We start from the raw sequence: 19,507 nt of genomic DNA, 5'->3' as shown, positions 1-19,507 counted from the left end.
TATTTCAAGCCCGCACACATACAAAAGGACCAGAGAGAACGCCGTTCCCCCTGATCCTCAATCTCTATTTATTTCGTTTTGGCTTTGTCCAGTTAGAGTGGCAATCTCGGATATATGAAGTGGGGATCGTATCCTTTTTATATTTTCATACGCTGCAGACGGAGCGCATTCAGCACCACGGATACCGAGCTCAGTGCCATAGCCGCGCCTGCCACCCATGGGGCCAGTAAGCCGATTGCCGCGATCGGGATGCCCAGCGTATTGTAGCCAAGCGCCCAGAACAGATTCTGCTTGATGTTCGCCATCGTCTTGCGGCTCATCATGATGGCATCCGGAATGCTGTACAGATCGCCTCTCATTAGGGTTACATCTGCCGCTTCCATCGCAACGTCGGTTCCGGTTCCTACCGCCATGCCGACATCTGCTGTGGCAAGCGCCGGGGCGTCATTGATGCCGTCTCCGACCATCGCCACCTTTTTGCCTTGTGCCTGCAGCTTCTTCACTTCCTCGGCTTTGCCCTCCGGCAGCACTTCGGCCAGTACATGGTCGATCCCGACCATGGCCGCTATCGCTTTGGCGGTGCGTTCATTATCGCCTGTAATCATGACAACCTCGATGCCCATGCTCTTCAGTCTCGCTACGGCAGCTGGCGAGGAATCCTTAATCGTATCGGCTACTGCGACCATGCCTGCATACTCGCCGTCAACCGCTGCCAGCATCGCCGTCTTGCCTTCCATTTCAAGGGCAGTCATCGTACCCAGGGCATCTTTCACATCAATCCGATAGCGTTCCATCAGTCTTCTTGTTCCTACTAATACTTCCTGCTGATCAATCTTCGCCAGGATTCCGAAGCCCGGAATCGCTTCGAAGGATTGCGCGTCTACAAGCTTGATACCGCGGGCTTCAGCGCCTGCTACAATGGCTTCTGCAAGCGGATGCTCCGAGCCTTTCTCCGCCGATCCGACCAAACGGAGCAGCACTTCTTCATCCCAAGCGGTAACGACATCTGTCAGCTCCGGCTTGCCTTTCGTCACCGTTCCGGTCTTATCCAGAACGACCGTATGGATGCGATGAGTACCTTCCAGATGCTCGCCACCCTTGAAGAGAACGCCCAGCTCTGCCGCACGGCCGGAGCCCGCCATAATCGAGGTAGGTGTCGCCAATCCAAGCGCACAAGGACATGCGATAACCAGAATTGCAATCGCCTTTTCCAACGAGCCTCCGAAGTCGCCCGGCGTTACGATAAAGTACCATACCAGAAATGCCACAACCGCAATCGCTACTACAATAGGTACAAAGATGCCGGAAATCACATCCGCTACCCGCTGAATCGGCGCCTTCGATCCTTGCGCGTCTTCCACCACTTTAATAATTTGCGCCAGTGCTGTATCTTTGCCGACTTTCGTCGCGGTAATGCGCAGCAGGCCGTTTTTGTTCATGGTGGCGCCAATGACATGGTCGCCCCTATTTTTCGTAACGGGGATGCTTTCGCCTGTCAGCATCGACTCGTCTACCGCTGAGCTGCCCTCCAGCACTTGGCCGTCCACAGGGATTTTTTCGCCCGGCTTCACAATGACGATATCGCCTGTCAGCACTTCTTCAATCGCAACAGCGCGTTCTACTCCATCGCGAATGATAAGCGCCGTCTTCGCCTGCAAGCCCATCAGCGACTTGATCGCTTCCGAGGTCCGGCCTTTGGCCAGTGTCTCGAACAGCTTGCCTAGCACCACAAGTGTAATCAGAACGGCACTAGTCTCGAAATACAGGGAAGGTCCATGATGTGCAGACGCTCCACCCGCCCACCATTGCAGTGTCAGGTAGATACTGTAGAAATAAGCCGCCGATGTACCTAGCGAAATCAGCACATCCATGTTCGCGCTTCGGTTGCGAAGCGCCTTATAGGCTCCTTTGTAGAACGGTGCGCCTACATAGAATTGCACCGGCGTAGCCAATACTAACTGGAACCACGGATTCATGAATAAATCCGGTACATACATCCATGAAGTGAACGAGAAATGGCCGACCATGCTCCACAACAATGGCAGTGAGAGTAGCGCAGACAGGAGAAGCGTCAGCTTGTGCTTTCTCGTTTCCCTGGAACGTTGCTCCCGTGTCTCTTTCTCTTCTGCCTTCAGCGCCGCAGCGTAACCCAGCTGCTTCACTTTGCTCTGCATATCTTCAACGGAAATCTCCGAAGACGAGAAGCTGACGCTGGCGGTCTCCATTGCGAAGTTAACGCTGGCCTGGGACACGCCCGGCATTTTGTTAAGTCCCTTCTCAATACGGTTGGCACATGCCGCGCAGGTCATGCCGGATATATCGAATGTCACTTGATCGGCGCTTACCGTTGAAGCTTCCTGTTTCATATTGAACACTCCTATGCTTCTTGATCGGTTATAAGGTCTGTCTCTTCCCTCACAGCTTCACACTGGCTTTCGCTCCTAAGCGGGGCTGATAAGGAACAATTCATTTTCTGTCGACATCATCATTATACCCCGCCCCCCTATATTAGTCAATAAAAATTACAATACCCCCGTACCCTATTTTAATGTTGCGTTTAATCGTTGTTATTTATGTCTTTCAGTATGGTCCTTTTTCGCTATAACTAAAAAAACGACCTGACTTGCGCGCTAGACTTATGTGTGTTCCTTCTAAATAGTAAAAAGCCTTGAATCACCTATTGGTATATAGGGTTCAAGGCTCTCCACTATAACAATTATTCGCATGCTGTTCTATTCCATCGATCGAACCGGTACCCAGCGCCGTTCTTCCGCCGCCTGCATGACGGCCTCCATAACAGACTGTGCGTAATATCCGTCGGCAAAGGTAGGCGCATCGACTGATGCTGCCGCCGTACCATCCTTCCGGTCGATGATACGGTCGATCCACTTCCATACCTCATTGCGGTCCGTCAGACGCCAAGGCCTGAAGCTCGTCTCCGAGGAAGGGTCGTCTTCATTCCAGGCGGGAAGGCCATTCTGCTGAAGATCGATAACTCTCTTGCCGCCCTCATGAAGCGTATACGATAGCGCGGAGCCCAGATGGCTCACGGCAAATTCGATTATGCCCAGCTCGCCGATCAGATGTATGCGGATCGTCTGCCCCTTCGTTCCTTGATGCTCAATCCAGCTTGTGCGGAACGTATGTTGAGCGCCCTGCAAAGAGCGGGCCAAGAAGATGACGGCATCCGCCGCCGCATCGGGGTTCACATCCCGATGCTTGAACGCGGCATCCGCACTAACCTCAGACAGGCCGTCTCCGGTAACATATTGCGCCAGATCGATCAGGTGGGAGCCCAGGTCCGCGAGTACGCCGCCTATGCCGCCCTTCGCAATCGAGCCTCTCCAGCCTGGAGGACCGGCGACGCCATAGTCCCCTGTATATTCGAAATGTCCAGATTGCAGCCGGCCGATTAGACCTTCCTCCACCAGCGCCCTAATCCGGCGCACCCCGGGATGTTCCCTATACGTAAAATTAACGCCATGGATAACGCCGCTGCTCTGTGCTGTTCGAAGCATTTGCTCCGCTTCGTTCAGATTAAGTGCCAGAGGCTTCTCGCTCATCACGTGAATACCCCGATTCATAGCGGCCTCCGCGATCGTCACATGCACATCGTTGGGCGTAATGATACATACACCGTCAAGTCCCGCTTGCTCCAGCATCTCCTCATAAGAGCCGAACACATGCGGAATGCCGTATTTGTCCGCCATCCGTCTCGCGCTGCCGCCGCCTTCGCTGCATATCGCATACAGCTCCGCATTCGGATGCATCTGAACGACCGGCAAATACCACAGGTCAGCAAACCAGCTTGCTCCGACCAATCCTATTTTCACTTGCTCCTGCTCAGCCAACCGCAATCCCTCCTCGATTGATGTTGTCTTGCGTCAATCCCCGCGCGAGCGCCAGACCCATCCTGCACCAGCCTATTGCTCCGGTCCCGACTCGCGACTTGTCTCTATTGTAGTATAGGCTGTGCCTTGTTGCACGGAAATGCCTGTACCGGTTGCTTTTTGTACAATAATGACTTTACGCAAAAGCACCGCTCCTAAGGCAAAACTCAATAAAGCCATTACGATTACACCGGCAATGACTGCCGCTTGAAGCGATCCCCACTCCGCCCATAAACCGAGCACTGCTGTCGTTATTATAATCAAGATAGCTTCAATAAAGCCGTTCATGCTGCCGAACCGGCCCATCATCCGGGACGGAATGTTGTTTTGGTAGAATGTCGCAAAACCCGCATTGGCGAATGCGATAAAAAACGCAAGAACAAAAAATCCAGCCGCCGCCATCCCAAATGCAGAGGAGGTCGCATACAGCAAGTACCCCCCGCTCACGCCAAGCACGCCGAGTCCAATCAATGCTGCTGTCGGCGCTCTGGCCGCCACCGCTGTATTGACCAAAGCGCCTGCAATAATACCCGCTCCGGAGACGCTCACCAGCAAGCCATAGCTGCTCTCCGACAAGCTCAGCACCGTCAAGGCAAAAACCGCCTCCAGCGAATCAACAGCCGAAGCCATGACCATCATGATAGCACCGAATAATAGGCATACAGCCGTAACGTATACATGCGAGCGATAGAATCGAAGCACGGTTACCCAGTCCGCCTTGATCACGGACCATTCCAGTTTGCCGCTGTCCCCTTGGACAAATGCGTCCTTCTCCAAATTCGGCATAAGAAGCGTAATCAGCCCGGACAAAAACATCGCGGCGGCGTTGATATAGATCGCCATAACCGGAGAGCCTGCAAGAAATAGCAGTCCGGCAATAGCCGGTCCGATTAAGAAGGCGCCGGAGCCGATCAGCGCGTTCAGCGAGTTGAAGCGCGGTCTTTGCTCAGGCGGAATCAGCATCGTGATATACGTGCTGGAGGTCGGACCGAATACGGAGCTCGCCATTTGAATAAAGAACACCAGGACGTACATATACCAGATAGACGAATAGAGGGGCAGAAGAACGATCAGCACTGCCCTTATTACATCCAAAATCGCCATCAAGCTGCGCTTGTTTGTCCGATCTATGAGACTTCCCGCCCATAGATTGCTAGCCAGCGTAGACAACGGACGGATCAAATAGAGCACGGATACCGCCAGAGCGGACTGTGTCATATCGTACACGATCAGATTCAGCGCGATAAAATAGATCCATCCCCCGACATTGGATACGCCTATGCCGAATAATAGAATGGACGGATACTTCCACTTTGCCAACCAAACATTCCTTTTCATAGTTGTGGCTCCCTTCACCTCATGATGATCAACAACAAAAAAATCCCACCCCCAAGACTTTGGTCTTGGGGGCGAGATTGATCATCGCGGTGCCACCCCATATTCGCCAGCCTGTCGCCAAGCCGGCCTCTTCAAGTACGGCATGAAACATGCTTATACTCTAGCCCTGTAACGGGAGCACCCGTCACACCATCCCGGGGCTGGTCGCACCCGTTCCAATGTGCCGCTCAGAGGCTTGGTTCAGCCATATGTCCGACGACTCCTTTTCAGCAAGGGGGAGCTCTCTGTACAGGGACATGAAGGCTTACTCTTCTCGTCATTGCATTTTTGATACTCTACCAGATCAACCCATTGGTTGTAAACCGCCTTTTTGCAAAAAGTTTCGTACCCGTTAACGGACGTGTAATCTCGTCGCTTGAATCATGCCTCTCGCCGCCCGCGGGGCCAGTCTTGCAAGCGCAGGCAGCGCGCGGGACAGAAGGGCGGAGCTGAGCAGAGATTCTGCGAATCGTCCCCAGCGCAGCGGCTTGCTGAATTCCCGCATAATCGCCGCTTTATATTCGCGTTCCCAATCGCCGAGCAATAGCTCGCCGCGCAAATACCGATCCGCGGAAGCGGAGCAAAGCTCGGCGGAACGCAGCGCCATCGACATGCCGTCTCCGCATAGCGGCGGTATCCGGCAAACAGCATCGCCGATCAGCGGAAAACCGCTCCAAGCCACGGGCCGCATGCTGATTCGGACCGGAGATACAGCCGCTGCTGTGTCGGGGAGCGCAACGAGCCCCGCGATTCGTTCTTGAAGAGCGGAATGGCGGGAGACCGCTTCCTCCAGCATCGCGGATACGGAGCGGCTCTTCGCCGGTATGTCTCCGCGATTAAGCAAGGCCGCAATATTCACTTTGCCGTCCTCTACCCGGTTAAGTCCCGCATACCCCCCGCGAAAGAAATACAGCTCAACCGCATTATTCTCCTGTACGCTGTGCGGAGCGGAGTCTGCAATCCGGTAATGCATCTTTACGCCGACAAGACCCGGCACTTGCGGAGATTGGCGCACTGCCTCTCTTCGAACGAATGGCGCGATTCCTACACCTCTCCGTTCACCGGAAAGATCGCGTCCAGCAAGCAACTCTCCGGCAAGTCCCGCTCCGCCCCAAGCCGCGATAACAGCACGCGCCCGCAGCACTTCTGTTTGGCCTCCGCTTCGCAACGTCAGCGAATAGCGCCCATCCTGCAGCTCCGCCGACAGGACCGTTACGCCTTCCCGAATACAGGCGCCCGCCGCAGCAGCCTCCTGATGAAAGCAGGCATCCAGCCTATAGCGGCTTATGCCCAGCGCAGCACCCGGGAGCGGAAGCCGAATAACGCCCCCACTTTCCAGATACAGACTCGTACTGGTTATTACACTGGGCGACAGCGCATGCACTGCATCCAGCAGCCCGAGACGGGAGAGCGTCTCCTGGGATTCCGGAGACAGAAATTCTCCGCATACCTTATGCCTCGGGAATCGCTGCCGATCCAGCAAGACGGTGTTCCAGCCTTGCGAGGCAAGCGACTTCGCCGCCGCGCTGCCTGCCACTCCGGCGCCAAGCACTGCGACATCATAGATCGTCGTCATAGGTCACCACCTCGCTTGATGCGTGTCGCCGGCCTTCCTGATCATGACCGAATACCGGAACAACGGCCGCCAGACATACTTGAAGTCCGAAGGAGCAAGCGATAACGCCTTCCGCAGCTTCCCCCAGTCCTCCCCCCGGAACCCTTTGGCTACCGACAGCGGTCCGTCGTGCCGAATGTAAGGATTGCGCGAGATCAACCGGGTCGCCAGCCATACGGCTGTCCATGGCACGGAATGCCGGTGAATATCATTAATGACAACGCCAATTCGCGAAGCCTTCATCATCTGTCTGACTGCCTGCTCCAGCTCATCTCCTGTGAAGTGATGCAGGAATTGGGTGCCCGTGACCACATCTGCCGAATCGGTCTCCAGCTCGAACAGATCGCCTTGGCATACACGGACCCGCGACTCGTTCCAATAGTACAGGCTCGCCTCCTTCACCGCTTCCTTGGTCGTATCGACAAGCGTCACATTAAGGCGCACGCCCTCCTCCAGCGCCCATTGGAGAAGCTTCCTGTTCACATCTCCCGAGCCGGCCCCGATATCCAGAATCGACAGCTCCTTGGGAGAGCCCGCTGCCTTCCACAATCGCTTCACGCCGTATAGGGTCGGAGAAGCCGCGCCGAACAGACGGTTCAGTCGGCGCAGATGAACCAGCGCTTCTTGCAGCTCCGGTCCCCCCTGTGTCGTATCGTCCATGTATTCAGGCTTCAATTCCCGGTTCTGAAGGGCTTTAAGCATAAGCATCAGCCTCTGGAGCGCTTTGTAACGAACCTCCCGCCTTGCGACCATGCGGAGTTGGCAAATAAGTGATGCGGATCATCTCTGCAGTTACACCGGGGCCGAAGGCAAGCGCCACGCCCTCCTTGTATCCAGACTCCTCTTCGCGGAGCGTTCGCTTCATCTCGCTCAACACAAACAGAATCGTAGCCGAGGACATATTGCCGTAATTCCGCAATATCGTTCGGCTGGCGGAGATCTGGGCATCACTCAGCGCGAACGTCTCCTGCATGATGTCGACAATGCCTCTGCCGCCGGGATGAATAGCCCATAACTCCGGCTTTGGAACCCCCTCCAGCAGATGATCAACTTCGGCCGGAACATGCTCACCGATCAGCCGGGGGATCGATGGCGACAGGTACAGATCGAACCCGTGGTTGCCCACCTCCCAGATCATCTCCCCTGCGCTGCCGGGCAGCAATACCGATCTCTCGTCTCCCAGCAGGAAGACGTCCCGGTGATGCTCCTCCGGTCTCCCGACTACGCAGGCGGAAGCGCCATCCCCGAAGAAGGATGCGCCATAGAGAGCCTCACGATCGCTGGACGGCTGAATATGAAGCGTGCATAGCTCCACACATACGACCAGCGCCCTTGCATCCTTCTGATTCGCAACAAGCCCCTTGGACAAGCAGACCGCCTTCAGTCCCGCAGCGCAGCCAAGGAACGTAAGCGGTACCCGCGCAACGGTCGGACGGAGCCCCAGCTCCCCCATTAGCGCAGCGTCCAATCCTGGGAGGAATTGCCCTGTACAGCTCACTGTAATCAAATGGGTAATCGCCTCCGGATGCGTACCGCTATCCGCCAGCGCCTTCACCGCTGCCTCCGCCGCAAGCGGAACGGATGCCCGCTTGTACACCGCCATGCGCCCGCTGGTCGAAGGCACCTCCGCTTGTCCGTTCGCACTTGGAAAGTACCTGCAGCTTGATGCGGGTTCCAGCAAGTTCGGCTCGCAGGTATAGCGGCTTTCGACACCGCACTGCCGAAATATTCGCTTTGCCCACCGGCTGGAATTGGAATGCCCGGCATCTGCCAGCGCCTCCGTCAGCCTGCGGGACGTATTCTCCTGATCCATTCGATAGGGCGGTACAGCCGTCCCCAGTCCCAATATTGCCGCGCTCGATTGTTCTATATTCATTATTGCATCCCTCTTCCCCTCTATAATCAGACTTGTCCCCCAATCTGACTGACCGTCAGACAAGCCGCCTGTTAAGGAAAGTATATTCGGGCTTGGACGGGATTATGAAGAAAGGCGGCTGCCATAGGAAACTGAATCGCTATTCAAATAAAATTTGGGCCAAGGAACGCAAAAAAGTCCCGTCCCTTGCAATCTGCAAGAGAACGAGACTTCATGAAAGCCGGGCTATTGCCAGTTAAGAATGGTCTCCCGTGGAGTGGCGGAGCTTCAGCTCATGCGGCACCCAAATCTTGACGGGAATCGTATAGCGCCGGTTCAAATAATCGAGCAGCGTACCCGCCGCGATCATGCCCATCTCCATCTTCGGCACATGGATTGTGGTCAGCGGCGGCGAAGTGAACTGCGACAGCTCAATGTTGTCGACGCTGAAAAAAGCAACATCTTCAGGGATGCGAAGCCGCTGCTCCGTCGCAGCCCGCATCGCAGGGATCGCCATCATGTCACTGGCGCAAAAAAACGCCGTCGGACGTTTCCCTTGACTGGAAAATGCTTCTTTCATCCTTTCATAGCTTTGAGACACATCCCAGTTGACGTTAATAATCCAATCGGGATCAATGGCGAGTCCCGCTTCGACCATCGCGTGCTGGAAGCCGCGAAACCGCTTCTCCCGCTGAATATCGCCGTATCGGCCCGGTCCTCCGACAAAGCCGATCTCGCGATGGCCTTTGGCGATCAGATGCGCCACAGCCGCTTTGGCCGCAGCGACACGGTCGTATGCGATAACGGGCACTTCATGATCGGAGATATCGATGCCGACGACGGCGCGGACATTTTTTTTGATCCAGTGATACGCTTCGGGCTGAATGCCTTCCACGACAATCATGCCATCGACGCCGTGATCCTTCACCAGCCGTTGCAGGTCGCTCAGATCGTCGCCAGTGGCCATGCTGTGAATAAACTCCAGCCGGTAGCCCTGTGAGGACAACCCGCGTTCCACTCCCTCCAATATAATGGAGAAATAAGGGTGGTTATATTTATTTTGAGGAACGGCTACGACGCAGCCGACGTGAAACCCCGGCATGGCGGCATCGCGTTTCCCTTTAGCGGTTTTCCCTAGTTTATTGGTCTTATAGCCAAGCGTGTGCGCGGCCTCCAATATTCTGTTGCGCGTATCTTCGTTAACCGAACGGCTGACATCGTGATTGATGACCCGGGACACCGTAGACACCGAGACGCCAACCTGATCGGCAATATCCTTAAGCTTTACCAAAATTTGAGTGCCTCCTTCCCTTCAACTTAGTTATATCATTTCTACCCGTTTGCGGCAAATGTTTTTTGTTTCGAAAAAAATTGCCGCAAACGGAATGTTGCCCTGTACCCTATGAGCCTTCATCTGAAGGAGGGGCCAGCTACAAGGAAGATCAGCCTGCATAAGACGATACGACTGTACGATACCCCACACAGGCAACAAAAAAACTCCCCCGGAGCGCCTTCATGAGAGAAGGCGCTTCGGGGGAGCGACTTAGAGATAATAGCTAACGCTGATTACTGGATCTTGGATGCCAGATCCGCGATCGCCGCGGCAAGATCGCCGTCGCCTGCCAGCGGATTTTTCATTACTTGCTCGCCGTATGTCCAGACAAGATCGGTTTTCTTCACGGTAAACGGCGATACGATGCCGTACTGCTGTGCGTCCAGGAAGATTTGGAACTCCGAACCGGCTGTCTCCAGGTAGGGGCTTGCCGCCTGCTTATTGGCTGGAATCGAGAAGCCTTGCTTCGCCAGCGCCGTCTGCCCTTCCGAGCCGGCAAGCCACGACAGCAGCTTGTAGGCCGCTGCTTCATGCTTCGTCGAAGCGCTCATCGCGACGCCCGCAGGCTGCACGACCGTTTGCGTCGTCTTGAACTTCGGCAAATGCGTAATGCCGTACGTAATGCCCGCTTCCTTATAATGCGTTGTATTCCAGCTGCCGCCTGCATTCATGGCAACTTTGCCCGTCGTGATACCAAGGTTCGCTTGACCGCCAAGTCCCTCCATTTGGGCAGGTGTCGTGTTGATATTCGAGTTTTTCGTCATATCGATAAAGAAGTTCAGCACTTCCTGCGCTTCAGGCGTGCTCAGCGCCAAGGTGTCGTCGTCGTTGATCAGCTTGCCGCCGTTCGACCACAGCATCGGCTCCAGGAACCAATCCATTGTAGAGCCTGGCACCAGCGAAAGGCCCCATTGCTTGATCGAGCCTTTATTGAAGCCGTCTTCGCCCGGATTTTTGTTGTTCGAGTCAAGCGTCATCTTGGTGGCGATCTCGACTACCTCCGCCCAAGTCGGTTCCGTTCCCGGGTAAGCCGCGCCTTTCGGGTTTGTCTCCGGATTGTCGAACAGGCCTTTATTATAATAAAACACGATTACGTTGGCGTCGATCGGCATGGACACCTGCTTGCCTTGATACTGATGCAGGCCAAGAAGGCTCGGATCGACGTCTGCAAGCGGGAAGCTATTGCTTCCCAGCAAACCGTCAAGCTCCTTGAAGATGCCGAGCTCGGCATATTTCTCAATAAACGCGTAGCTCGTCTTCATCACATCCGGCAGCGTGCCGCCCGCAGCGTTGGCCGTCAGGCCGTCCCAATAGCTGCCCCAGTCCTTGCCTTCCAGCTTGACCGTAATGTTCGGATTGGCTGCCATGAATTGATCAAGCAGCTCCTGCATGCGCTGCAGCTCCTCCGCTGTTCCCCACTGGGAATACGTAATCGTCACTTTTTCTTCAGGCTTCTTTGTGCTTTCGCCCGCGCTTTCCGATGGCTGGCTTGTGTTTCCGCCGTTGTTTTTATCTCCGCTGCCGCAACCCATCATAACCATGGAAAAGACGAACATCAATGATACGATCCATACCCATTTCTTCGAAACTTTCATGGACAAAACTCCCCTTTTCGATCCGATAGAATGATGATGCCGTCATACCTAATGCCTAATGCCCGCTAACCTTTCGATCCGGTCAGCACCACCCCCTCGACGATATACCTTTGCGCGAAGAAATAAATGATGCCGATCGGCAAAATGCTGATAAACGCGCCTGCCGCAAGCGCGGGAAAGTCTTGGCTCGTTTGCCCGATCAAAAACTGCAATCCGACGCTCAGTGTATAGTTTTCGCTCGATTTGAGATACAGGAACGGACCGAGAAAGTCCAGCCACGAGAATACAAACGCAAAGATCGACGCTGTGATGATAATGGGTTTGGACAGCGGCATCACAATCCGCCAATAGACCGTAAACCGTCCGCCTCCGTCCAGATAGGTCGCCTCGTCAAGCTCCCGAGGAATCGTCATAAAGAACTGGCGGAACAGGAAGATGTAATACGCGCCTCCAAGCCAGGCCGGCACAATCAGCGGCAGCCAGGTGTCGATCCAGCCCAGCTTCGTATACAGCACGAAGGAAGGTACGATCATGACGGAGGCCGGGATCATCAGCGTAATCAATACGATAAAAAATAGAGCGGTTTTCGCGCGGTTATCGAAACGGGCAAAGCCGTAAGCCGCAAGCGAGCTTGAGATCACCGTTCCGAGCGCAACCAGCACCGAAATAAGTACGGAGTTGCCAATCCACTGCCACATGAGCGGCTGCAGCGTGAACAACCTCTCAAATGCCTCAAACGTCACGGTCTCCGGAAACAGCGACGGCGGATATTTGTAGGTTTCCGCTTTCGTTTTGAGCATTGTGGAGAGCATCCAGAGCAGCGGACCGGCGAACAAGGCGAGGACGCCAATCAATAGAATGTAGCTAAGCGCTTTGGAGGCTGCTTTGCTTCTTTTGTACGATACGTTCATCCGTTAGCTCCTCCCTTCGCCTTCATAATAAACAAACCGGTTGGACGCCTTCAGGATGAACAGGGTAACCGCCAATATCATCGCGAACAAAATGATCGATTGGGCCATCGCCATGCTGTATTTCAAATCCGTAAACGCCGCTTTGTAAATATGGAACACATACGTGTAGGAAGCGTAATTCGGGCCGCCGTTCGACAGCAGCATCGCTTCCGTGAACATCTGGAAGTTGTACATCGTCTGAATGACGAGCACGAACAGAATGGATGGACTAATCATCGGCAGCGTAATGGAGAAAAATCGTCTGATCTTGCTTGCGCCGTCGATCAGCGCCGCCTCGTACAGATGGGACGGCACGCCCTTCAGCGCCGCGAGGAATATCAGCACGCCGCTGCCCGATATCCATACCTGGAGCAAGATAATGACCGGCTTAATCATGCCCGCCCCGCCGAGCCAGTTCACCTTGCCAATGCCCAGCAGACCGAGGAAGCCGTTCAGCACCCCGAATTCCGAGTTGAACACCAGCCGCCATATAATAACCGTCGCAACGATCGGCACCAGCGTCGGCAAATAATAAAACGTGCGGAACAGCGCAATGCCTTTCACGTCCAGATTGAGCAGCATCGCAATAAGCAGCATGCCGACGGTCACGATCGGCACCCCGAGCAGGACAAAATAAATCGTGTTCGTTACGCTCTTGCCGAAGATCGGATCGCCCATTAATGCCGAGAAGTTGCTCACCCCGACAAAGTTGAACTCCGTGGAGCCTGGCAGCCGGGCATCGGTGAAGGCGTAAAATACAGCGGTTCCAAAAGGAAGAAGAAAGAAAATCGTGAAGCCGATTAGCCACGGGGCGATAAAAAGCAGAAACTTCCACCCGTCCAGCCGTTTTGAAGAGATCAAAGGATTGCCCCCCAGCTATTTGATTTCGTCGATGTAGACGTACCGTTCCTCGCGGATCGACTTCTCCGCAGCCAATGCGACCAGAAGGGCGTCGCGTCCAATCTGTCCATTCGCGAACGGCTTTCTTCCCTCGAGAATGCATGCGACAAAATCTTTGCGCTGCGTCTGCCCGCCGGTATGGCCGCCCATGATGGAATCGGATCGGACATCGACATCGATATATTCCTTCGTGTAGTCGTCGCCGCCGTAAATGCCGATGCGCGAATCTTTTTTCGCAGTCATTTGCACACCGTTATTGCCGATAAGTCCAAACTCCAGACCGTCCTCCATTAGATTGCGAGGCTTCAGATACATGCATAACCCGAGATTGGCCTTGCTCCCGTTCTCGTATTCCACGATGACCCAAGCATGGTCGACGATCGAGCTGTCGGAAATGACCTTGGCAGGATAATGGGTATAGGAGTTGGTAATGAGGATGTCCTCGCCGTTTCTGATGACATGCTGTCCGCCGGAAGCAAATACGCGCTTCGGCCGGGAGCCGATCATCCAGTTGAAAATATCGAAATGATGGCAATCCTTCTCCACCAGTGCCCCGCCCGACTTCGACGAATCATAGAACCAGTCTGCCGGAGGGAACGGATCGCGGAACTCCTTGCACCACATCATCGATACTTGGCCGAGCCTTCCCGAAGCCAGCTCCTTGGCCATGCGGCGGTACAAATTGGAGTAGCGATAGACCAGGCCGATCTGAAGCAGCCTGCCGCTCTTCTCCGCTGCCTCGATGATGGCGTCGCAATCCTCGATGCTTGGCGCAACCGGCTTTTCCAGAAAAACATGCTTGCCTGCGTGAAGGAAAGCAACCGCGATCTCGCGATGCAAATAATTCGGCACGCTGATGACAACCGCGTCTATATCTTCCTTATCCAGCAGCTCCTTGTAATCCTGGAGGATGACCGGATTCCCGTTGCGGATTTCCTTCAGCGTCCGTTCAATATTGCCCTCATGGAAATCGCAGATGTAACGCACTTCGCATTCCGGCAGCATATCGAAGCCGATCGCATGATGGGAACCCATATCCCCTACGCCAATAAATGCCATTCCGATTTTAGTCATTGTACTCTCTCCCTTGCTGTGTCTGCTGGTATCATTTGCGCCAAATTTTACGCAACTTATCTGCATTATTTGCGCCAAATATTACTTAAATAGTAATCCAAACGGGCGCCCTTGTCAACGACTTTTTGCCGTGCCTTTTGGCTTTTTATATCCCGCCATACCTGCAAATCATAAGACAGACACCGTCGTCCCATTGGGTGCCTCTAACGCCAAAACGCATCAAAAAGGCAGGCGCAGCGGCCTGCCTTTTCCCTGCGTCAGAGCAGAAGACGCTGCAGCAATTGTGCTGCTTCCGCTCTTGTCGCCTGCTTACCGGGCTTGAAGCTTGTATCCGGATATCCGTGCAAATAACCGGCGTCTGCCAGCGCTTGAACGGCAACTACTGCCCAATCGCTGATAGCGTTTGCATCTGCGAATGAATCCGATGTGATATTTTGCGCCAAACTTTTATCCAAATGATTAAGAGCACGAACGATTATAACCGCGATTTCCTCACGCGTAATCAGCGCATCCGGTTCAAAACGGCCTTCACCCTTGCCGGATACAATACCCGCAGCGTGCAATGCCGCGGCATATCCGCGATACCAATCAGCCTCGCCCACGTCGCCGAACGGTGAACCCGCCGCTTCCTTGAGGCCGAGCGCACGCGCGACAAGCGCGGCGAATTCCGCACGCGTCACCGCTTGATCCGGCGCAAATGCCTCTGCCTTCGCCCCCTTAACGATGCCTTTCGCAGCAAGCAGCTTCACGGCGTCAAGCGCCCAATGGGTGTGCGGCATATCCGCAAACCGCTTGTCGTACAGCAGAACCGCATAAGCGCCTGGCTCTACTGCTTCGAATGTCCACCGTCCGTTCGCATACACGCCTGCCGCATACGCCGGCAATCCGCCAGCTAGCCGGAAGACGCCTGAAAGCGGACTCGCATCCAAAGAAGCCGAAGCCGCGGATTGGGTTAGCTCCACCCGTACAGGAGCGGCAAAATCGCCAATCTCGACTCGCTCGCCATCCCCCTTCACCAAGGACAAGCCGAATACGAACGTCCGGCTAAGCTCTTCCAGGCTGGCATGCTCCTTCATACCGGCCGCTTTCCAGCCCGCTTCATTCGCCAGACGGACATGGAGCATCAGCTTGGCTCCGGAATCAGCCCCTGCCATCTCGCTGAGCTGCGCAATCAGCTCCGCAGGCAGCTCGACGGCAAAGCCGTCCCCTTGCAAACCTAGCGCGTATTGCTCCTTGCCGCTCCACACGGAGAGAGGCACGATTACCTTCGTTTTGTCTTCGGCGATTTCAATGGCAAACTTGCCGTCGCCGGACACGGCTGGCGAATCGACATGCAGCTCATCAGTTGGATGAGCAACGCTCTCGCCACCTCCGCCTCCGCCGCCGGAACCGCCTCCCGCAATTTGAATTTGGCCGATCAAGTAGCCGCCGTCTGCCCCTCTGCCTTCGTTCGCCAGCCGAATGCCAGGCTCTCCCGTCTCAGGATCGAGGATCGCGACAGTCAGAGCGTAGCTGCCGGCAGACAAGCCGCCAGGCAGCTTGAGGCTAGCTGTCGCTTCCGTTCTTCCCGGCAGCCACTGCCGGATATCTACGTTCTCCGCTGTTGTGCTGGCTGCAATACGGCCGCTTCCGTCGACAAGACGAAGCTGGAGCGGCCAATCGAAGTAGAACGGAGCCACGCCTTTGTTGTTCCAAAGCATCGAAAGGTTAAGCTGTCCGCCCGGCACTGCAGAGCCGGTCAGCTTGGCCGCTTCCAGTACAAAGCGGTAGCCCATCAGCTTGTGCATCGCGTCGATGTTGCGCTGCAGCTCCGAGCCAAGCGGCACATCGCTCGGCGCGGCTGGCCCTAGCCAGGACGTATGGCTTTCGCGCGTTTGGCGCAGCGTCTCCATAATGGCATCGTCCCTCAGCCACTTGGCTGGATTGCCCTCGGCGAACTCTCCTCCGGAGAACGAATATTTCCAGAAGTCAGGCATTGCAGAAGCTGCCTGCTTCTCGGCAGGATCATCGCCCGGATCAACAAACTCGCCAATGCCCGCCCAGCCGTTCTGCGTCCAGCCCAGCCATTCGTTGGTTGAAGACTTGATGCCGAACACGTCGTTGAACAGACCCAGACTATTCTCATTTGCGATGGGGAACGGCTTTCTCATGCCGATTTTTTTGTCTGTAAAATGCGTCAGGTAATGCCCGACATATTGATCCGATACACTCAAATACGGGAACACGCCGGAGCCTGCCGGCCATGTATGCCATTCACCCCAATGCCCAAGGCTTCCCAGCTGGATATAGGCGATGCGCGGATCATCGTTGTAACGCTCCGCTACCGCTGCAATCAAGCGCTCATGCTCCTCCAGCAGCAGCCCGCTGTTGTAGTTCGGGCTGAAGCCTGCGCCGATCTCCGCTGTGTCGTACCAGACGCCCGCATCGCCCTCATCCTGCAGGCTGTCATACAGCCAGTCCGGGATGTCCATATGCGCAGGGTCCGAGGTTGGCAGATCGAGCACGATCCGCAGATTGATCCGTTTGCCGGACTGCGTCCAGAAGTCGAACTGGTACTTTTCTTCAACTCCCGCCCAGTCGAACTGCCCGCGCACCGGCTCCAGCTCTCTCCATGAAATGCCGGCATAGACGAGGCTATGCGGCTGCGCATAGCTTTCACCGTCCGGCTTGCTCTTGTCCTTCGCCCACGGCACCCATCCTGCGTACGGATTGTTCAGCACCTCGAACGATTCCTTCGGATAAAACAGGCCTTGACCGCCCGGATGCGCAACCGTGCTGTCCACCGTCAAGGCCGGATCACCGGCAAGCGGGAGCTGAAGCATATCTCGGCCCGCATAGCCGATTTTGATGCCGCTGTCCATAGTCGCGCCGATATCGGACAAATACAAGTACATTTCCGCCGTTTCGCTTGTCACGTTAGTGTAGACAGGACCGCGCTGCTCCCATTCGCCTTCGTCGTAAGCGTACAGAATGCCGCCGCTCACCTTGTAGTCCATGCCATCATCCGGCCAGCGGTCGCTCTGGTAGCCGGTTGCGGCATTGCCGTCGCTGTCCAGGAAATAGTCATTGTCGAGATTAAGCTGACTGCCCGACACAAGCGTATACAGCTTCCGGTCGTCGCGTACCGCCCGCAGCTTCGTGACGAGGCCGGAAGGAGCGGCGCCAACCGCAATATCGGCCCAATCGTCCTCTTGTCCGTCCACGACAATTTCCGCCGAAGTTGCCTTCAGCGCGATAGTGGCAGGATCGCCTGCGGCATCGGGCGCTGCCTGCGTATTGGACAGGAACGCCACATTGACGCTGTCAGCGTCCGACAGGCCGAGCACATCCAGCAGGATGCTCCATTCAATGATTTTATCCGCGCCAGTGCCTGCGCGGGCGTAATCAAACGCTGTACCGGTATCGTCCCAAGCCCAGCCTCCATCCGCCGCGCTTTCATACAGAAGGCCGGATTGGACCAAATATTCCGAACCAAGCGTATTCGCCCATGCCCACGACACGCCCCCCGTTGCGGGATTGCGATCAGTATCGATCAGCAGATGCTCCCATACGCCATCGGCAAATTCGTTCGTATCGATCTGCCCCCGGATCAGCATATGGAGCGAGCCGCCCGATACATGGGCATATACTTTGGTGGAGTCGTCCGCAGATGCCGCCAGCGGCTCCACGCCGGCCCACTCCGAAGGATCGCCGTCCGCTTCTACAGCGATGGACAGAGGAACCTGCACATATGCGGGATCGCCTGCGGCATCGGGCGCAGCCAACGTATTGGTCAGAAACGCGACATGAATCGAGGTCGGCTCATCCAGTCCCAGCACCTCCAACGGAATAGCCCACTCAATCACCTTGTCCGCGCCCTTGCCGGAACGGGCATATTCGAACGCCGTGCCTGTGTCGCTCCAGCTCCAGCCGCCGTCCGCCGAGCTCTTGAACAGCGAACCCGACTGCACGAGGAAATCCGCGCCAAGCGTACTCGCCCAAGCCCACGAGACGCTGCCTGTCGCCGGGTTGCGGTCGGTATCGATCAGAATATGCTCCCACAGCCCGTCCGCAAATTCATTCGTGTCGATCTGCCCTTCGATCAGCATATACAGCGTCCGATCGTAGATATTCGCCTTAATCGTCGTGGATCCGTCGGCCGTCGCTGCAAGCGGCGCAAGCCCCGCCCAATCCGCAGGATCGCCGTCAACGGCAATCGCTTTGCCATCGCTTGCCGGCACGCCGCCTGCCGCCGCGTCTACGGTCAGCATGGCTCCGCCCATCTCCGGCAGCATGCTTGCCCCGTCTTTCACATATCCGACCCTAAGCTTGCCGGATGCGGCAAGTCCAAGCTCGGACAGGCCAATGCCGAACTCGGCGAAGCCTTCTTCATGAGCTGCGGATACCGGCGAACCGGGCGTCCAATCACCGCTCTCGTAACGGTGCAACAGTCCGTCCTCCACCTTATAATCAATGCCTCCGCCATTGCTCCAAAGAGCGGAGCCCCAGCCGGTGGACGCATCATTGTCGCTGTCGATGTACAGCACACCCCCTTCGGACACGGCTTCCCCTTCGATCGCTACGTGCAGCGTTTCACCCGTTTGAACCGCTTTCAAACTTAGCAAGCCATTGGCCGCTGCCGCCTCGTCATAGGCGATGCTTTCCCATTCTTGCGGCGTACCCGCAAACGGCGGTATCAGCCCGCCTTCGCCCGTACCCTGCGCGGATAATCCCGGAATGTGAAGCAGCCCCATCAGCAGAAAAACGGTAAGAGCGAGCGATAATTTCTTTGACCGCATTTCATATCCCCTTTCAAACGATCACAAATTTGGCGCAAATATTACGCAAAAATAGCATAAATTGCACAAGGTTTCTTTGTCAATCCAAAAAATAAATCGGGCATTTTTCTAGGGACGGTTTTGTTCACGGCCAAAAAAAT

The 19,507-nt window shown here is 55.5% G+C and carries 12 protein-coding genes and 1 other annotated feature; all 12 genes read right to left on the bottom strand.

Going from position 1 to position 19,507, the window contains the following annotated elements; genetic code table 11:
- Positions 1 to 137 precede the first annotated feature (137 nt).
- The 12 genes from D3P07_RS14605 to D3P07_RS14550 all read right to left on the bottom strand — a co-directional run bounded on the left by D3P07_RS14605 (position 138) and on the right by D3P07_RS14550 (position 19,367).
- Entirely contained in the window at positions 138 to 2,366 is a 2,229-nt protein-coding gene (locus D3P07_RS14605; RefSeq protein ID WP_119800968.1) for a heavy metal translocating P-type ATPase, read from the bottom strand.
- A gap of 366 nt (positions 2,367 to 2,732) precedes the next feature.
- On the bottom strand, positions 2,733 to 3,851 hold the full coding sequence (locus tag D3P07_RS14600) for a Gfo/Idh/MocA family protein (RefSeq protein WP_147384520.1): 1,119 nt from the start codon (positions 3,849 to 3,851) through the stop codon (positions 2,733 to 2,735).
- 72 nt (positions 3,852 to 3,923) lie between these two features.
- Entirely contained in the window at positions 3,924 to 5,228 is a 1,305-nt protein-coding gene (locus D3P07_RS14595; RefSeq protein ID WP_119800966.1) for an MFS transporter, read from the bottom strand.
- Positions 5,229 to 5,292: 64 nt separating this feature from the next.
- Positions 5,293 to 5,557: a binding site (T-box leader), on the bottom strand.
- Positions 5,558 to 5,619: 62 nt separating this feature from the next.
- Positions 5,620 to 6,843, bottom strand: coding sequence for an NAD(P)/FAD-dependent oxidoreductase (locus D3P07_RS14590; protein ID WP_119800965.1), 1,224 nt, complete (start codon positions 6,841 to 6,843; stop codon positions 5,620 to 5,622).
- Between the two features lie 3 nt (positions 6,844 to 6,846).
- Positions 6,847 to 7,584, bottom strand: a complete 738-nt coding sequence (locus tag D3P07_RS14585) for a methyltransferase domain-containing protein (RefSeq protein ID WP_119801210.1) — start codon at positions 7,582 to 7,584, stop codon at positions 6,847 to 6,849.
- Positions 7,577 to 8,758, bottom strand: a complete 1,182-nt coding sequence (locus tag D3P07_RS14580) for a type III polyketide synthase (protein WP_119800964.1) — start codon at positions 8,756 to 8,758, stop codon at positions 7,577 to 7,579. The genes D3P07_RS14585 and D3P07_RS14580 overlap by 8 nt, the downstream gene beginning before the upstream one ends.
- A 235-nt stretch (positions 8,759 to 8,993) precedes the next feature.
- Positions 8,994 to 10,028, bottom strand: coding sequence for a LacI family DNA-binding transcriptional regulator (locus D3P07_RS14575; protein ID WP_119800963.1), 1,035 nt, complete (start codon positions 10,026 to 10,028; stop codon positions 8,994 to 8,996).
- Positions 10,029 to 10,303: 275 nt separating this feature from the next.
- Positions 10,304 to 11,665 carry an ABC transporter substrate-binding protein gene (locus D3P07_RS14570; protein WP_119800962.1) on the bottom strand — a complete coding sequence of 454 codons (1,362 nt, stop codon included), beginning with the start codon at positions 11,663 to 11,665 and terminating at the stop codon, positions 10,304 to 10,306.
- 65 nt (positions 11,666 to 11,730) lie between these two features.
- Complete coding sequence (locus D3P07_RS14565) at positions 11,731 to 12,576, bottom strand: carbohydrate ABC transporter permease (RefSeq protein WP_119800961.1); 846 nt, start codon at positions 12,574 to 12,576, stop codon at positions 11,731 to 11,733.
- Between the two features lie 3 nt (positions 12,577 to 12,579).
- Positions 12,580 to 13,476, bottom strand: coding sequence for a carbohydrate ABC transporter permease (locus D3P07_RS14560; RefSeq protein ID WP_119800960.1), 897 nt, complete (start codon positions 13,474 to 13,476; stop codon positions 12,580 to 12,582).
- Positions 13,477 to 13,491: 15 nt separating this feature from the next.
- On the bottom strand, positions 13,492 to 14,589 hold the full coding sequence (locus D3P07_RS14555; RefSeq protein WP_119800959.1) for a Gfo/Idh/MocA family protein: 1,098 nt from the start codon (positions 14,587 to 14,589) through the stop codon (positions 13,492 to 13,494).
- A gap of 257 nt (positions 14,590 to 14,846) precedes the next feature.
- Complete coding sequence (locus tag D3P07_RS14550; protein WP_119800958.1) at positions 14,847 to 19,367, bottom strand: S-layer homology domain-containing protein; 4,521 nt, start codon at positions 19,365 to 19,367, stop codon at positions 14,847 to 14,849.
- Positions 19,368 to 19,507 lie beyond the last annotated feature (140 nt).

The organism is Paenibacillus sp. 1011MAR3C5 (assembly GCF_003591485.1).
Taxonomy (GTDB): Bacteria; Bacillota; Bacilli; order Paenibacillales; family Paenibacillaceae; genus Pristimantibacillus.
Note: the sequence above shows the minus strand (reverse complement) of the source record. Positions and strands in the feature narration are given on the sequence as shown.